Annotated in this window: 12 protein-coding genes; 4 read left to right on the forward strand and 8 right to left on the reverse strand. The window is 44.3% G+C overall.

Annotation, left to right across the window (positions count from 1 at the left end; genetic code table 11):
• The first annotated feature begins 36 nt into the window (after nt 1–36).
• Together GD631_RS05360 and GD631_RS05365 are read left to right on the forward strand one after the other, a co-directional pair.
• Entirely contained in the window at nt 37–2283 is a 2247-nt protein-coding gene (locus tag GD631_RS05360) for a glycoside hydrolase family 3 C-terminal domain-containing protein (protein WP_185911582.1), read from the forward strand.
• A gap of 941 nt (nt 2284–3224) precedes the next feature.
• The gene (locus GD631_RS05365; RefSeq protein WP_143256693.1) at nt 3225–4934 is read left to right on the forward strand and encodes a GH35 family beta-galactosidase; all 1710 of its coding nucleotides are present in this window, start codon (nt 3225–3227) and stop codon (nt 4932–4934) included.
• 54 nt (nt 4935–4988) lie between these two features.
• On the opposite strand, the gene GD631_RS05370 is transcribed toward GD631_RS05365, so the two are convergent.
• The 4 genes from GD631_RS05370 to dapB all read right to left on the reverse strand — a co-directional run bounded on the left by GD631_RS05370 (nt 4989) and on the right by dapB (nt 8966).
• Nucleotides 4989–5627, reverse strand: coding sequence for a WbqC family protein (locus GD631_RS05370; protein WP_143256694.1), 639 nt, complete (start codon nt 5625–5627; stop codon nt 4989–4991).
• A gap of 70 nt (nt 5628–5697) precedes the next feature.
• Nucleotides 5698–6639: a signal peptidase I gene (gene lepB / locus GD631_RS05375; protein WP_143256695.1), complete on the reverse strand. Its 942-nt coding sequence runs from the start codon at nt 6637–6639 to the stop codon at nt 5698–5700.
• Nucleotides 6640–6681: 42 nt separating this feature from the next.
• On the reverse strand, nt 6682–8166 hold the full coding sequence (lepB, locus tag GD631_RS05380) for a signal peptidase I (RefSeq protein WP_143256696.1): 1485 nt from the start codon (nt 8164–8166) through the stop codon (nt 6682–6684).
• Between the two features lie 35 nt (nt 8167–8201).
• Complete coding sequence (dapB, locus tag GD631_RS05385) at nt 8202–8966, reverse strand: 4-hydroxy-tetrahydrodipicolinate reductase (RefSeq protein ID WP_143256697.1); 765 nt, start codon at nt 8964–8966, stop codon at nt 8202–8204.
• Nucleotides 8967–9049: 83 nt separating this feature from the next.
• On the opposite strand from dapB, the gene GD631_RS05390 reads away from it, so the two are divergent.
• A complete protein-coding gene (locus tag GD631_RS05390) occupies nt 9050–10333 on the forward strand; it encodes a DUF2851 family protein (protein ID WP_143256698.1) in 1284 nt (427 codons plus the stop codon).
• Nucleotides 10334–10444: 111 nt separating this feature from the next.
• On the forward strand, nt 10445–11005 hold the full coding sequence (locus GD631_RS05395; protein ID WP_185911583.1) for a DUF4348 domain-containing protein: 561 nt from the start codon (nt 10445–10447) through the stop codon (nt 11003–11005).
• A gap of 127 nt (nt 11006–11132) precedes the next feature.
• Here the strand turns inward: GD631_RS05395 and GD631_RS05400 are convergent, their stop codons facing one another.
• The 4 genes from GD631_RS05400 to GD631_RS05415 are packed head-to-tail and all read right to left on the reverse strand — an operon-like array spanning nt 11133 to nt 18287.
• Entirely contained in the window at nt 11133–11648 is a 516-nt protein-coding gene (locus GD631_RS05400; RefSeq protein WP_143256699.1) for a DUF1573 domain-containing protein, read from the reverse strand.
• Between the two features lie 38 nt (nt 11649–11686).
• A complete protein-coding gene (locus GD631_RS05405) occupies nt 11687–13840 on the reverse strand; it encodes a DUF4838 domain-containing protein (protein ID WP_143256700.1) in 2154 nt (717 codons plus the stop codon).
• Nucleotides 13815–16781 (reverse strand): hypothetical protein, encoded by a 2967-nt coding sequence (locus GD631_RS05410; RefSeq protein ID WP_143256701.1) that lies wholly within the window; start codon nt 16779–16781, stop codon nt 13815–13817. Before GD631_RS05410 ends, GD631_RS05405 begins: the two co-directional genes overlap by 26 nt.
• Nucleotides 16782–16811: 30 nt before the next feature.
• Nucleotides 16812–18287, reverse strand: a complete 1476-nt coding sequence (locus tag GD631_RS05415; protein WP_143256702.1) for a glycosyltransferase family 2 protein — start codon at nt 18285–18287, stop codon at nt 16812–16814.

Here is an 18287-nt window from a genome sequence, read left to right on the forward strand (position 1 = left end):
TAAAGTATTAACTCATTTCTTATATCATCAATAAACATGAAACTCAAAGCAATGTTACTTGGCTTGTCTGTGATAACTGCGTTGCCTGCCTTTGCGCAGAAGCCGGTGTATCTGGATACTGGTAAGCCTATCGAAGAGCGAGTGAAAGATGCATTGAACCGGATGACCCTTGAAGAAAAGGTGAAGATGATTCATGCACAGTCTAAATTTAGTTCGGCAGGCGTTCCCCGCCTCGGAATCCCCGAAGTATGGGCTACCGACGGTCCTCACGGTATCCGTCCGGAAGTGTTGTGGGATGAATGGGATCAGGCGGGATGGACAAACGATTCTTGTATTGCCTATCCGGCACTGACGTGCCTTGCTGCTACATGGAATCCCGAAATGTCTCATCTTTACGGGAAAAGTATCGGTGAAGAGGCGCGTTATCGCAAAAAAGACATTCTGTTGGGTCCCGGTGTGAATATCTACCGTACTCCCTTGAACGGACGTAACTTCGAGTATATGGGAGAAGACCCGTATCTGTCCGCCACTATGGTGGTTCCTTACATCAAAGGTGTACAAGAGAACGGGGTAGCTGCCTGTGTGAAGCATTATGCATTGAACAATCAGGAGTTCAACCGCCATACCACCAATGTACAATTGAGTGATCGTGCTCTTTATGAAATATACCTGCCTGCTTTTAAAGCGGCTGTCCAGGAAGGTGGAACATGGTCGATTATGGGTGCTTATAATCTCTATCAGGGAGAGCACGCCTGCCATAACAAGCGTCTGCTCAAAGACATTCTTCGTGATGAATGGGGCTTTGATGGTGTTGTAGTGTCTGACTGGGGTGGTGTGCACCATACCGAACAGGCTATTCACAACGGCATGGACCTTGAGTTTGGTTCCTGGACGAACGGACTGTCTGCCGGAACGAGAAATGCGTATGATAATTATTACCTTGCTTTCCCTTACCTGAAACTGATAAAAGAGGGTAAAGTAGGAACAAAGGAACTGGACGAAAAGGTTAGTAATGTCCTTCGTCTGATATTCCGTACTTCAATGGATCCGCACAAACCGTTCGGCTCTTTAGGCTCTCCCGAGCACGGGCAAGCCGGACGTCAGATTGGAGAGGAAGGCATTGTACTGTTGCAGAACAACGGTAACGTATTGCCAATCGATTTGAATAAAACGAAGAAAATCGCAGTTATTGGCGAAAATGCGATAAAGATGATGACTGTGGGTGGCGGTAGCTCTTCTTTGAAGGTGAAATATGAGATTTCGCCATTGGATGGACTGAAAAACCGTGTGGGCTCAAAAGCGGAAGTGGTATATGCCCGTGGGTATGTAGGTGATCCGACAGGAGAGTATAACGGTGTGAAAACCGGTCAGGACTTGAAAGACGACCGTTCGGAAGATGAACTCCTTGCAGAGGCTTTGCAGGTGGCTAAAGATGCCGATTATGTAGTTTTCTTCGGTGGCTTGAACAAGAGCAATCATCAGGATTGTGAAGATTCGGACCGTGCTTCTTTAGGTTTGCCATACGCACAGGATAGAGTGATAAGCGAACTGGCAAAGGTGAATAAAAACCTGATTGTGGTCAATATCTCCGGCAATGCAGTGGCTATGCCTTGGGTAAATGAAGTGCCTGCTATTGTTCAGGGTTGGTTTCTGGGTTCGGAATCCGGAACAGCTCTTGCTTCCGTATTGGTGGGAGACGCTAATCCTTCAGGAAAACTTCCTTTCACCTTCCCTGCAAAACTGGAAGATGTAGGTGCTCATAAACTGGGCGAATATCCGGGTAATAAAGAAGAACTGGCACAGTCTAAACATAGAGGAGACACCATTAATGAAATCTATCGGGAAGATATTTTCGTAGGTTATCGCTGGGCGGATAAAGAGAAAATCAAACCGTTGTTCCCGTTCGGACACGGATTGAGTTACACAACTTTCGCCTATGGAAAACCCTCGGCCGACAAGAAAACAATGACAGCAGATGATACCATTTCTTTCACAGTCAATGTGAAGAATACAGGCACTCGTGAAGGTCAGGAAGTTGTTCAGCTTTATATCAGTGATAAGAAATCCTCGCTCCCTCGTCCGGTAAAAGAGTTGAAAGGTTTCCGGAAGGTGAAACTGGCTCCGGGAGAAGAGAAAGCAGTAACGTTGACGATTGATAAGAAAGCATTGAGCTTCTTCGATGATGCCAAACACGAATGGGTGGCCGAACCGGGCAAATTTGAGGCAATCATCGGCAGTTCATCCAGAGATATTAAAGGTATTGTACCATTTGAGTTGAAATAGGTAGATGTTTGGTTAGAGATTGATTGTTAGGAGAATGTTACTATCTTATAAAGATCAGGGTAACATTCTCCTTTTTTCTTTGAAGCTCTTTTAATCTGTGATTGGAAAATAATCTATTTCTTTGAGATTCAGTAATATAATTGCGTGCATTAATTAATATGGAATTTATGTAATTCTCTAATAGCTTTAAACAGAGTTTCACCAGTTTCACCGTTAGTTGAATAGTTATAGACCAGATATTTATGGTGAAAGAGGTACATAAAATAATAAAGAATCATCCTTCACACTCTTCACCGTTCTTTTTATATGCTATAAGCTAAAGTCAATATGCTATAAGGAAAAACGAATATGCTATAAGCTAAAATAAATATGCTCATAGCAAACGCTCCGTCAAGTATTAACACTTGAGTTATAAGCTATTAATGCTTTGTATCTAGGCTATTAATACTTGAGTTGTTGGGCATATATATCCAAGACGCAGGATATATATATCCAACGTGCTAGATCTATATGACCAATACACTGGATCTATATACCCAACAAATTGGGTGTATAGACCCTTAATCTATACGATATAAGCATCTCCACGTTGCTATCTTCTCATTTATCCTTCTGCTTTTTATCCTGTAAGCGTCTCCGCGATGCCGTATTGTTTTATTTTGTGAAGGAGGTGAAGGATGATTCTTTATTATTTTATGTACCTCTTTCACCATAAACATCTGATTTATACTGATTTTCTTTTCATTATTAAGTATCTAACGAATACAAAATATTTTTGATTTGTGTAAGATAGCGGAGATAATGCATAGATAAAGACAGCAGATGTAACGTAACACAAAGCATCTGTAACCTGCCCAATAAAAAAGGAACTCAATCTCTTGTGTTCCTTTTTTATATTGTCGTAACTTTGCTTCCGGATAATATGATAAAAACCAACGGTCATGAGAAACACATTCTTTTGGATTCTATTCCTTTATATTCTGCCTCTTCAGGCACAGCAGAAACTTCCTTTTCTACAGAAGCAGGGAAGTGCTACGCAACTGGTCGTAGATGGGAAACCGTTCTTGGTAATTGGCGGTGAACTGGGTAATTCTTCTGCATCTTCTATTGAAGATATTGAACGTATCTTCCCAAAATTGCAACGCATGGGACTCAATACGGTATTGGTGCCTGCCTATTGGGATTTGACGGAACCGATGGAAGGAAAGTTCGATTTTACCCTGACTGATAAAGTAATTCAACAGGCCCGTGCGAATGATTTGAAAGTAGTTTTCCTTTGGTTTGGCGCATGGAAAAACTCAATGAGTTGCTATGCTCCAATCTGGTTTAAAGAAGATTATAAGAAATATCCCCGTGCTTATACGAAAGCCGGGAAGCCTTTGGAAATAGCCAGCTCTTTCTCGGAGAATGTATTTCAGGCAGATAGCCGTGCTTTCTCCGAATGGATGAAACATATTGCATTGGTGGATAAAGAAGAGGGAACAGTAATCATGATTCAGATAGAGAACGAGATCGGAATGTTGGAAGATGCCCGCGACTATTCCAAAGAAGCGGATAAACAGTTCAATGCGCCTGTGCCACCCCTTTTCATCGACTATTTGCAGAAGAATAAGAAACATCTGCATCCCGAAATGCTGGCAAAGTGGGAGAGTCAGGGATTCAAGAAGAAAGGAACTTGGCAGGAAGTGTTTGGTGCAGACGTATATACGGATGAAATCTTTATGGCTTGGTCGTATGCGCAGTATGTAGAACGGATGGCAAAGTTGGCACGCTCTATCCATCCTGTTCCCTTATACGTCAATGCGGCAATGAACAGTCGGGGGCGGAAACCGGGAGAATATCCGTCGGCAGGACCATTGGCTCATTTGATAGATGTATGGCATTATGCAGCACCCAACATTGATTTCCTGGCTCCGGACTTATATGATAAAGGCTTTGTTGATTGGGTGGCGAAATACAAACTGCACAATAATCCTCTCTTTATACCGGAAATCCGGTTGGAAGATAATGACGGAGTACGTGCTTTCTATGTGTTTGGCGAACATGATGCGATTGGTTTTTGCCCTTTCTCTATTGAAAGCGGTTCGGATAGAGCAGATGCACCTTTGGTACAGAGTTATATTAAATTGAAGGAACTGATGCCCTTGTTAACGAAATATCAGGGGATGGGAGTGATGAAAGGGCTTCTGTTTGATGGTGAGAATAAAGAACGGGTGCTTTCGTTCGATGATTTGGAGATTACCTGCCGCCATTATTTTACTTTACCATGGGACCCACGTGCCCGGGATGGCAGTGTATGGTCCGAAGGAGGAGGCGTTTTGTTACGTTTGGCCCCCAATGAATATATAGTTGCCGGCAGTGGCTTGGTACTTGAATTTAAGAAAAAGGGAGAAAATAAAGTGAAAAGTTCACCGACATTGGGTGAAGACGGTTTTGTCAGCATAGGTGGAAAAGTGCAGAAGTCGGAAAACAGCTGGCAAGGTGGTATGAGAGCCGGCATCGGCTCTGTGGATGAGGTCAGCGTGAACAAAGATGGTTCACTGAAATATATCCGACGCCTGAATGGCGATCAGGACCATCAGGGAAGACATGCACGTATTCCTGTCGGAGAATTCAGTATTTTACATGTAAAGCTGTACGAGTATAAATAATGTAATTATATGGTTCACACTATTGTATATTTTCATTCCGATAGAAAAATGAGGTCATTGCTTACCCAGTACCAACAGACTTTCCGGTCCCATATTGAATAAGAGGTCTATGATACTCAAATTAGGCAGGAAACCCAGTTTGGACTCGAAAACCTGATAGTAAGGTTGCGGAACAAACTCTGTATCCACTTCCCTGAAATCCTTTTTGGGGTGAATGACTTCTCGAAAATCGGATTCTCCGGGAGCAAACTGCATCTTATATTCGGAAGTACGTTCAATGGTGGGGTGAATATCGATCAATTCACAGACCATCCGGCAGAGTTCTTCGTTGAAATCGATTAAAAACTCGTATTTCTTTTCATAGAAAGGGCGGAAGTCGTCCTTGTAGTATTCAAAGAAAGGAGTATTGTTGTAGGCCGATTCGATGGCGTTCCAATGCAGATGTCTCCAATTGCCGTGGTCGGAGATGCGAATATCCTTCATAGGGCACTTCAATGTATCGGGCTTTACGGTTGGGATGGAAAGAGCTAATTCACCCGATGGGCCGGCAATGGTGCATCGGTTGCGGTAGGTTTGTTTTATATAATGGTCGTATTGTTCTATAAACACCTTGTCATAAGCCAGTAGTTTGGCATAATATTCGATGGGGGCGAGATAGGCTGAAGATAAATAAGCTATGTTCATTTCTTTCATTTTAATTCGTTTGGGAGGCTTTATTATTAAGGATATTATGAAGGAGTTGTTTCTTTTATGATCCGGAAGATTATTTCACCGTTCTGAAGAAACGGTTCCATCGGTATCCGTCAAACAAGCCTGTTTCTTTTTCTTTAGAGAACCAAATGATGGAGGCTTTTCCGATGATATGGTCTTGCGGAACAAATCCGAAGAGACGTGAATCGGAGAAGTTGACGGTATTGTTAGACCCCATCCAATAGTAATCTTTGGTGAAATAACAGTGTTGTGTAGGCTTTCCGTCCACATAGAGGGTGTCGTTCTTTATTTCTGCCTGTTTGCCTTCGTGCATCACGAGGGTATTCCGCAGCAAGGTTATGTTCCAGGGATAGACCCGGATGAATTTCCCTTTCCCGGGGACAATCAACGGATTCGGTTCGGCGTCTTCCTTTTCAGACAAGGGATGAACGAAACACTCTTTTCCATTCATGGCCTGTTCCAATAGATAATATTCGTAACGGCTGAAACTACGCACATGAGTACTGTCATTACTTCCCATCAATCCGTCGTTGGTAATGGAAAGAGTATGCATGAGTGAGGTAATCAGATTTTCTTTTGAAGCGGGATACGAATAAAGTCTTTTCTTATCCGGGTTGAATCGTGCCTCCGGAGAAATAACAGAGAAAAGGGAATCAACCAATAGCGTATCTCCCGGAACTCCGAGACAACGGCTGATATAGATTTCCCGACGGTCGATGACAGGTTGCCGGATTCCGGCAGGATTATTGAACACTACGATGTCTTGCCGGCGTACAGGATTCTCGCACCAGCGATGATAAGAAAAGAGCGACATGAAAGGAACCCGCAGCCCGTAACTCCATTTATTGACCAGGATACGTTCACCCTGAAAAATAGAATTTTCCATGCCGGTGGAAGGGATAAGGCAGGACGTGAAAGCAAATCCCCGGAGCAGAAGCACTACGACTACTGCTCCGGCAAATGCTAGTATCCATTTGAATTTACGAATGTTCATCAATTTTTATCACCTTATCACTCTATTCTATCCGTACACTTATCAGTCTACCCACTTGAAGAGGCGGTTCCAGCGAATCTTGCCGTCGAACCATCCACGGTCTTTGTCAAGCGATAGCCATACGACAATCGGTTTGCCCACTACATGATCTTCGGGTACAAAACCCCAATAACGGGAGTCGGCGGAGTTGTGACGGTTGTCACCCATCATCCAGTAATAATCCATTTTGAAGGTATACTCGTTGGTCTTTTCACCGTTGATGTAGATACCGTCCGGTTTCACTTCCAGTTTGTTGCCTTCGTAGGCTACGATGCAACGCTCATAGATAGGCAGGTTGTCATCTGTGAGGGTAATGGTAGCTCCTTTGGCAGGAATCCAGATCGGACCGTAATTGTTGCGGTTCCATTTGGTATAAAGATTGAGCGGATACATTTGTCCGGCATAATCTTCGGGTTCCATTACTATTTTGCTGATTAGCTTTTTATTGCCCAAAAGAGTTTCATACATCTTCTTGGTTAATGGAAAATGATATACCGGATTCAGTCTACCTTGTGCATTCCGGCTGTCCAGTCCCATTTCCAGCAATCCGCTTTCCCAACCGGAGTCTTCTATCAGCATGGTGTCATCCTTGCTGATGCCTAATTCGCGCAGCATATCTTCGGGAATGTACGGGCCGGTGGTCTGTACGAAATAGTTGAATTGCAGGTTTTCGGGGTTCTCGATTGCTTTGCCGTCAATCATCACCTGTCCGTCTACAATCTGAAGGGTATCACCAGGCAGGCCGACACAACGCTTCACATAATTCTCGCGACGGTCTACCGGGCGCCAGAGGACTTCACCATAAGTGCGCGGGTTGTTCATTATCTGTTTACGTCCCGCAGCATAGTACAAATCATAGATAGCACGTTGCTGGGCACGTGTCAGACTATCCATTCCAATCTGTTTGGAATAGATGCGTTGTCCTTCGCCGTAAGCCAGCGTATAGAAGTCCGTTGTCTGTTGGTAATTCACTGCTACCGTATCTCCTGCGGGGAAGTTGAAGACAACAATGTCATTCAGCTTCACTTTGCCGAAGCCCGGCACCCGTTTGTACTTCCACTGTGGCCACTCGATATATGATTTAGTATTGAGGATAGGCAATGTATGCTGCGCCAACGGCATGGAAAGAGGAGTGTTCGGTACGCGGGGACCGTAACTCATCTTGCTCACATACAGGAAGTCGCCTACCAGCAATGATTTCTCCAGTGAAGAGGAAGGAATCTGATAATTCTGGAAGATGTAGATATTGACGAAGTAGACAGCAACCAACGCAAACACGATGGCGTCTACCCAGCTCATGACATTGCGGACAGCCGGATTCTTCGACTTCTTCCAAAAAGACCAGGGAATTTTCTTTGTGATATAAATATCGAAAATGAAAGGAACAACAATCAATCCCCACCAACTCCGTACCCAGATAAGGAAGATGAGGTAAAGTAGAATGGCAATGGCACATTTGATCCATTGTGCGCGCGTGGCTTGTCTCATAATGTTATATTTGTTTAGAACTAGCTTTTGATATCTTAATCGTTCAAAAATGGGAATAAATCACTCATGCCCAGAAAACCTTCGTGTGTGGCGGTATATTCGGCTGCCAATACAGCTCCCAATACAAATCCACCTCGGCTCTTGGCATCGTGGGTGATAGAAATGGTGTCTACATCGGACTCATAACGGATGGTATGAAGTCCGAAAACTTCACCCTCACGGATGGAACTGATAGGAAGTTCGTTAGGCGCACAATCGTTGGTTCCGCTAATGCTTCCGTCCGGCGCAAGGAAAGTTCCTTTCACCCATTTGCCCTTACGGTCTATCTTTTCCAGAATACCTTCCGCCAGTGTAATGGCTGTTCCGCTGGGGGCATCCAGCTTGTGAATATGATGTGTCTCGCTCATGGTGACATCATAAGCAGGAAACTGGTTCATGATTTTAGCCAGATACTTGTTGAGAGCGGAGAAGATGCTGACTCCCAGGCTGAAGTTGGACGACCAGAAGAGTGTTTTGCCCCCTTCCGTGCAGAGCTTCTTGATTTCTTCGCCATGCTCGGCCATCCATCCGGTACTGCCCGATACCAGTTTCACACCGGCTTTGAACGCTTTCATATAATTGCTGTAAGCTACCATCGGATTGGTAAACTCAATGGCTACATCGGCCGATTTGAATGCTTCCGATTCGAAGTCATCCTGATTATTGATGTCAATGATGCAGACGATTTCATGTCCGCGACTACGGGCAACCTTTTCTATCTCTTTGCCCATCTTTCCGTAACCGATCAGTGCTATTTTCATTGTTTTCTGACTTATATTCAAAATAATAGTCGCAAAGATAAGATTTTTATTACATTTGCAGCGCACATTAACGTCTTGTTAACATGGAACACCTTCTCCACTACGTGTGGAAACACAAATTATTTCCTCTGAAAGTACTGCAAACCACCAACGGCTTACCGGTAGAAGTGATTGACCCCGGTCTGCAAAACCCCAATGCCGGTCCCGACTTTTTCAACGCGAAATTAAAGATTGATAGCGCCTTATGGGTGGGAAACATAGAAATACATACATATTCTTCCGACTGGTTCCGCCACGGACATCATTCTGACAAAGCATACGATTCTGTCATTCTCCATGTAGTGGGCGAGGTAGATACGGAAATAACCCGTTCCAACGGTGAACAGATCCCGCAACTGTTACTTACCTGTCCGGAAAATGTGCAATTGCATTACCACGAACTTTGTGTGGCCGATCATTATCCGGCTTGTTATCCCATCCTTGCTTCTCTTCCCAAACTTACCATTCATTCCTGGCTGACCGCTTTGCAAACGGAACGTTTGGAGCAGAAAGCACAATTAATCACACAGCGTCTCAAACATTGTAACAGTAACTGGGAAGATGCTTTCTTTATCACCCTTGCCCGTAATTTCGGTTTTGGCTTGAATGGGGATGCTTTTGAAACATGGGCGGGATTATTGCCGTTTCGTGCGATGGACAAGCACCGGAATGATTTGTTTCAGATAGAGGCTTTTTTCTATGGTTTGGCGGGATTGTTGGAAGAGACGTTTTTGAAAAAGGAACAGGAAGATGAGTATAGTCTCCGTCTTTGCAAGGAGTTCCGTTATTTGCAGCGGAAGTTTGAAATCGGGCAGGGGATGGACGCTACGTTATGGCGTTTTCTACGGCTTCGTCCGGAAAACTTTCCGCATATTCGCCTGGCACAGTTGGCTTATCTCTATCAGAAAGGAGATAAGTTGTTTTCACGTTTGTTGGAAGCCGAAACGCTGGCGGATGTGAGAATTTTGCTGGATGCCCGTACGTCTCCTTATTGGGAAAATCATTATTTATTCGGACGACTTTCTTCACAAAAGGAGAAGGCGATGGGAGAGCGTTCCAAAGATTTGGTTATCATTAATACAGTGGTTCCTTTTCTTTATACTTATGGTCTGCATAAGGCAGATGAACGAATGTGTGAACGTGCCGGACGCTTTCTGGAAGAATTGAAGGCGGAGAGTAATCATATTATCCGTTCGTGGAGCGATGCCGGGCTTCCGGTTATCAGTGCGGCGGATAGTCAGGCGTTGATACAGTTGCAAAAAGAGTACTGTGATAAACGCAAGTGTCTGTACTGTCGCTTCGGTTATGAATATTTGAGGCATACATAGATTCGGAAAATCGATTGCGTATAGAAAAATATTTAGTTCTTAAAATAACCAAGATACCAAACTTGTCATTATCTTTGCGGCGTCAATTAAACTGTTAATTTATATCGTGTTATGAGAGCTAAAAAGTTTGTATGCTGCTTGCTGGCTATGATGTTGCTCGCAGGTGTTTCGTTTATCTCCTGCGGTAATAGTTCCAAGGTAAAAGCCGATAATGAACTGACTACGCAAGATGGTGAAGATTTCAAATCGTTTTTGGATAAATTTACTTCCAGTGCGGCCTTCCAGTATACTCGTATCAAGTTCCCATTAAAGACTCCGATTACTTTATTGGCAGATGATGGTGAAACTGAGAAAACATTCCCTTTCACCAAGGAAAAATGGCCGTTGCTGGATAGCGAAACCATGAAGGAAGAACGTATCACCCAAGAAGAAGGAGGAATCTATGTCTCCAAGTTTACGCTGAATGAACCGAAACACAAAATCTTTGAAGCAGGCTATGAAGAGTCTGAAGTGGATTTGCGCGTCGAGTTCGAATTGCAGGCTGACGGGAAATGGTATGTGGTGGACTGCTATACAGGCTGGTATGGGTATGACTTGCCGATTGGGGAGTTAAAACAAACCATCCAGAATGTGAAAGAAGAGAATGCTGCATTCAAAGAGATACATCCTTAAAAAGGTTATAAGTGATAGGTTATAGTCATTTTCTATTACCTGTCACTTATCAATATCTGAATTCCCTTGCCATTCATACCCTATCTGGAATAGCTTACCCAAAATAAAAGGTAGTGCGTCTCATTCTTTAGGGTTCTCCTACATAGTATCCCAGTTCGGATTCTTTTCCGTCCACCATCTCCCTGACAATACCGTTTTTAGTGTTGAAATCCTGATAGAGCTCTTCATAATCACGCGTATAATCTGCATCGGGGACCACGTTAACATCAAATTTCAGTTCTGCTTTTCCATTTGGGAGCATATTGCCGAAAATCCGGATGCGGTGAACTACCTCGCCTACATTCTTGATGCTGTTGTAGGTTGCCTTGAATTGCCTGATACCATCTTCGGGAATGATGATATGCGAACTTTTATCCAGAATGGTGCAGCCACAGGAAGGTTGCATTTCTGAAATGATTAACGGAGCGTCTCCCGTGTTGGTGATGGTAAACATGATATCGAGTTGCTGACCTTGCTTGATTGGGTAATAGTGTCTGACGGAATCTTTTATCGTCATGCTGGTGGGACGTACTTCCTTCCTGCACCCTGTAAAGCAGAGCGGAAGCGCCGTCAGTAGTAAAATATAGAATATAGATTTATTCATTGTTGCCATTTATTTTTGTTATATCACTTTTTCAGCATCTAAGGGATGAATGCAATTTCATCGATACCCATTTGCGTTCCCGGTTTCTTTAAACAACTGATTTTTATGCTTAATTGTTCTGTTCCGTTCAGGTCTGCCGGAACAGTGGCTTTCATCATTTCTCCTTTTTCCGGGGAGTCTTCCGGTTTCAAATCTATTGTTTTATAGGCTACTCCGTCTTTCAACAGTTGAACTTGCTGTGGCGCATAGATGCGGTGGCGGGGAAGATTCAGAAAACTGATATAGAACGTTCCTGATGCATTGAGTCCTTTAACCGGCAGGTTGATGACACATTCTTCTCCCGGAATGATAACCCAACCGCAATGGTAGTCTCCGGGTAAACCGTGAGTGCCGTCGGTCAGTTTCTTTGAATCATTTTTATTTAGTTTAGGGGTTGCGGAAGGATTCATTCCCAGAAACAAGCTTTTCTTTATGTCGGAAGCAAGTATATATTGTTCCCATTCCTTTATATAATAGTCAATCTCATAAGCTGACTCGTTATAATATTCCATTCCGGCAAATGCTTGATGCTCTTTGAGCTGGGCAACCCATTTACGTGCTTGGGGAAGCGGTTGAATATCCTTTCCATTCCGCTTGGCATATCCGTAAGTGTCGGAACCGTGGTCACGTGCCAATTCCATGCGTGTGAAAGACAAGGCGGTCTGAAGTTCGTGCAGCTTTTTGCGTTCTTTCCCTTTTGCTTCGGATACGAAATCTCCCATTTCATCATAGAATCTGATAAACTTCTCCGGATAGAGGAATCCTTTTTCCGATTCTCTGATACCGGCGTAAAGTCCGAGCCGCTTTCCGGATTGGGCGTTATTTTCTAGCTCTGTGTAGTAATCGTACAGCCATTTTTTGGATACCGGGTATTCCTGATTGAAATAGCTTTTAATTAAGTCATCAACCGGAAGTTCCGGGTTGATAAGGAGAGCTGATAATACAAAAGTCCTCATTTCATCGAAAGAAGAATAGCTGTAACCGCTTCCGTTGAAGAATATGCCGCTGGCTCCGTGTTGTTTGAAGAGTTGGAGTCTTTGCCGGGCTATCTTTAATATGGGGAAAGGAGTGAGATAGTCGTCAAAGTTGTTGATATAGTCCCATATATAGATGTTGTTCGTTACTTTCTTCCAGTTGTCGAGTTGTTCCGCAAACTTTTGTTCTTGCTCATCCTTGCCGTCTGTCCGGCGGAGCGGGAAGTCGATAGCGCTGACCATTACCCCGACGTTGGACGGGAGTTGCTTGTCTGTGACTTGTTGTGTAGTCAGGTAGGAAGTCGTAAAGAACGTATGTTTGGGAAAACGCTGCGACAGGCGGAGGATCAGTTCCGTAACGGCCGGAGTTGCGTTCTTCTCTGTATTTCCCAATGCGGTGCAGGAGGCACACGTACAGGCGTACGGAGTATCATTCGGTGCGATTACAAAACGGGAATTCCCCTTTTCACCGAAGTTATCTGCGATGTAACTTTCTATCTGGCGATACATATCCTCGGAAGAGAAACACAGTTGTGAGTCATCTGTCTTCCCGTGAATGGTGGCATATACTTTCTCTGCATCTTTTCCCAATACTTTTCGCAGGTTGTGTCCCCATATTCCCCAGCTGTCGTCAAAGTTGTTCAGGCCGATAACGCCTGTATGATCGGCGTTCAGGCCGTATGGAGAATAAATGCTTTGGTAGTCAAATGCAAAAGTTCCGCAAGTATCATTGAGGTTGATAAGGGCGGGAGGAAGGTCCGAACCGTCTATGCGCGGGTCTTCCTTGCTGATCTTCTTTATCAGTTGGTATTGTAGCCATAACATTTGTTTGTCGTCACTTGCGGTCAGTCTGATATCCGAACCTTTGCAGGCTACTTTGAATTCTCTCTGCAATGTCGGGTCTATCTGTATGATGATACGCCACATATCCATCTCGGAGACACCGAAAGCGACCATTTCATCGTCATTTGCACGTTTCTTGAGGTGCTCGTACAGGTATTTGGCCCATCGGGTATCTCTGTCCGTCGGATCTTCGCCGATTGTGATGAGGTATCCTTCTTTAGATGGGAACATCTCCGTGCGTGCCTGCATGCGGCAACCGGATAAAAGGCAGCATATACATATCATTCCTGCCAATATGGGGCAAAGCGTGTCAGAATGAAATATAGACTTGTGCATAGATGTTATATAAGTTTTTATAGCGTGTCGATATGGATTCTATCGGGTTGAGCGGACTGGTCCCTCGCACGGTGTTGGTCTGGTTATAATAGGTATTCCAGGTACCCATCAGACCTATGGTAATGTTAGGACTGACCATGTATTGGCCTCCCAGTCCTACCATTGTATTGGTGTGTGAAAAAGAGCCAGGCAGCGCATAGTCCAGTACGGCCGTTTCCGGGGCCGATCCGATACTTGCCATGGCGTTGATATTCGTCTTTCCATCATTAGCCGGGAAGTATTTGGCGCCAATCTGTGCATTGTAGTAGAAGTTGGAGTTGAAGAAATGCATGTCCAGCTTCGTGTTGAGGCGAACGACTTCGATGGTTTTGGCTAATTCTCCGCCTACGGTGAGCAGGTTGGTCTTTGACTCATTCCAGCCGGTAAATAGATAACCGTTATCTCCGGTGCCTCCTGCAAAGAATTCATCGTTCCATTCATAACGTTTCGTATAGGCAGCTACGCGTCTGTATCCCACATGTGCTCCTATTTCCCAGTCATTCTTGAGATAATGCCGCACGGCAACATCGGCGGTAATATCCGGGAAGTATTTGGTAGCAAAGGCGGCATTGACCGTAGTGCTCCACTTTGGTGAGAAATGGTGCGTCCATTCTCCCTGTATCTGGATGCCGACCCCTCCCGGTGTCTGTTCTTCAGCCTCCATGCTGTCGCTTGCCGATCCGCTTCGTCCTGCATAGTTGAGACGTCCCGTGTAGCTGTTCTTCTGGCCTTTTCGGGTGTATTCGGCGGTGGCAACGGAGGTAATGATATCTTCTTCTCCGTAGCGTGCACGAAGGTAGGTCAAAGCAATCTCATTCTTGAGCATCATGCTTCTAAGGCCTGATAAGTGCCGTTGGAAAGAGCGATATTCCATGATGGAAGGCTCGTAATACTTTTGGTAATAATAGGCTGAATCCGCTTGTCTGTTGGCTTCATATACCACGCCTTTGGTGTATTTCAATGACTTGTTCTGGCTGTCGTAAAGCAAAGCTGTATCAAGAACAGCAAGAGCTTTTTCCGGTTCTTTTGCCTTTGTCAGTTGCAGGGCATGATATTCGCTGCTTTGTGAGAACGCGCCTATAATCTCTTTGTTACTCGGGTATTTATTGAGTATTGGTTTCAGGAATTCCAAAGAAGCTTCGTATCTCTTGTCACGTTCAAGGATAGTAGCCCTCTTTGCCTGATAGAATGGTTCTTCAGGATAGTAATTGATTCCTTGCGCTGTATATTTCTCGAATTCATCGTATTTTCCGAGTAAACCGGACGAATTGATAGCATACCGTAATCCCAGATCGCTCGATGGATTCAGGCTGACCAGCTTGATGGCTTCTTCGTATGCTTTCTTCGTAGCTCCGGCTTCCATGCACTTTTTGATGTAGGGCACTGCCAGTTCCTCATATCCGATGACGTAGAAGATACGCATATCCTCGTCGCTCTGCTCGATGGCAGACAAGTATAGTTGTAAGGCCTCTTCGGTTTTGTCCATTTTATCGAGAATAAATGCCCTTTTCAACGTACCATTCTCGTAATCCGGGAAGTGAAGGGTAATGGTATCCAATGTGGCAAGTGCTTCATTGTAGCGTTTCATATTGATGTAGCAGCTCAAGGTTTTTTCCCATGCGGCACCGTTCATTTCATTATCTACATGCTTTTGGGATACAAACAATACGTGTGGCAATGCTTCCGCATATAAACCGAGTTCCATCAGTTTTTCAGCTTTCTTCATGTGCTGTGCGCTCATGGCAAGCGTAATGTCATAATCATCAGGATACATCTCGTACATCTTTTTCAGCGTTGAATAAGCAAGATCATCCTCATTCATCTGGCGATAAAGCATATATTCTTTATAGAGAATTCCTTTATCATTGTTGCCATATTGTTTTTTAGCCTCTCTGATATAGAAGAGGGCATCGTCGGTATATCCGCGGGTGACGGAAGTGTTGAGCAAGTAGTCTAGTGCTTCCTTGTTCTTGTTGCCTCCTTCGTAGGCCATGCCATATAATACATAAGGGTCTCGTTGTTTTTCTGCACGGGCAGCTTCCATCAATAAGTCGTTGTACATACGCCGTATGGCAGGACTATTGTTTCTCTTCATTTGCTCGCGTATAAATGCCAGTGCTTCCGGATAACGCGCCAATTCACTGAGGATACTTGCCCTTTTGACGATGAGAGCACTGCTTCCCGGTATGGCGGCCAAACCGTTGGATGACCATCCTAGGGCAGCTTCCCGGTTTCCTTCCTGCAAATGCAGGTTGATGATATCCAGGTAATATTCTTCGTTTTGCGGAGAAACTTTGATTAGCTCCGTCAGTTTCTCAATTGCTTCTTTCCGGTTGCCGCCTTTTTTCATTTGTTGGTAGCCTACTTCCATACTGTAGATGTAGTCTTTCCTTAGGATGGTATCGTTCGGGTAAATCTGGTTGATTCGTTTCAATAGGCGATCCGCTTCCACATCGTTGTTCTGCTTGCGGTATAGTTCAATCTTTCTTCGCCATAGGCCTCTCCAGTACGGATTCACTTCCAGCAACTCATTAACGTAGCAAATGGCACTGGAGTAATTCTCGGTAATATCTTCCACATCCACCAGCAGATGTTTGGCATTGACGTTGTTGTAATTGTCGTCTATTGCTTTGACAAGATGATAACGCGACTGGTCGTAATTCTTTTCGTGGAACCAGTATTTACCCATGAGCCATTCAAGGTCAGAAACATTCGGGTATTTCTGAAGGCCCTCCTCCAACAGCTCTTTTCCTGCTTCCCATTCCTCGTTCGCAAAATGCTCCTGCACAATCTGGGCATATTGCTCCGGCGTCTGGAATCCATTATCGGTTCCGGAGGAAGAGGTTATCAGCAAAAACAGACAACCTAATAGGGTGATCTTATGGAGAAATTCTCTGTTCATTCTATCTTGTCTTTAATCTTTCTTTCTTGTTTAAATCGTTGCCGGTTCGGGCTTCATAGCCGCTGTTTCAGCATCATCCGTCTTTTCTTCTTTCTGCTTGAATCCTTTACGCTCCATATTCTTCCACTTGAAGTCTCTATTGGTCAGATAACTAAGGTATCCTCTCAATGAACAGAAAGTGATGATGGGATGATAGAAAATGGGCTCCAATATGGACGCAATGATAATCCACAGGTATTCGTATCCTCTTTTATAAAGCATCCCGACGTAATAGTCATAGGTAATAACGACGATGGAAAGGAACTGACAAAACGTATAGATCGTCAGGTAAATCATCCATGCCGTGTTCCAGTTGACCGCTCCTGTAAAGGCCAGATAGATAAATACGATCAAACCGGTAAGCTCGATGATGGGCGCTAAAAACTCAAATACGAACATATAAGGCAGAGTCAGCAATCCCATCTGTTTATATGTTTTCTTGAAAATCATTTTATGATGGATGCTAAGTGTCTGGAACAATCCTCGTGCCCAACGGGTACGTTGACGGTAAAGCATCGCCAAGTTGGGAGGGCCTTCCGTCCAACAGCAGGTATCAGGAATCTGAATAATCTTATAAGGGCGGGAGAAATCGCACATATATCCTACCATGCGGGTAATGAGGTCCATGTCTTCTGCGAAGGAAGTACCGTCATATCCTCCGGCTGCAATAGCCACGGAACGGTCGAAAAGACCGAATCCACCGGAAACATTCGGCATACCATTGATTGCGGACCACCCCATTTTACCAATCAGGTAGGAACGCATATATTCGAGGTTCTGGAAAAGCGGAATCGGAGTACGCGGAGTTCTCACGTCTACTATCTGTCCGTCTTTCACTACGCATCCGTTGGCCATCAACATCGTTCCGCTGACTGCGATTACCTGTTTATCGGAAGATATAATGGGCGATATACAGCGGTAAAGAGCATATTTCTCTAAGATACAGTCTACGTCCGTACAGATGAAATAAGGATATGAAGAGACATTGATACCTGCATTGGATGCATCCGCCTTGGTTCCTCCATTCTCTTTGTCTACCACGGTAAGCCGGCTGTATTTCGGACTGGTAGATTTGAAGAGTCTTCTGAACGGTTTGGTTTTGATTCGCTCAATATAGGCATAGGGCACTTCTATCAGTTCATAATGTTCAATCATCTTCTTCAACGTACTGTCCGTGCTTCCGTCATTTACGATCACCACCTCGAAAAGCGGGTATTCCAATGCGAGCATAGAGTTCACGTTATCAATGATTGTCTTTTCTTCATTGAAGGCAGGGGCAATTACCGAAATACCCGGTGTATAGGGGGATTCCTTGATTGTTTTCCGCATATAGCTTTCCACATAGTAATCTTTTCTCCGTTTCAGAGAAATGAAAGAGAGGAAGGCGAATGTGACGAAGAATATCGCCAGCATACTCGTATAAAAGAATACGAAATAATTGAAGAATGTAAATATTATATCTTTCAT

The sequence above is a fragment of the Bacteroides luhongzhouii genome, from assembly GCF_009193295.2.
Lineage (GTDB): Bacteria > Bacteroidota > Bacteroidia > Bacteroidales > Bacteroidaceae > Bacteroides > Bacteroides luhongzhouii.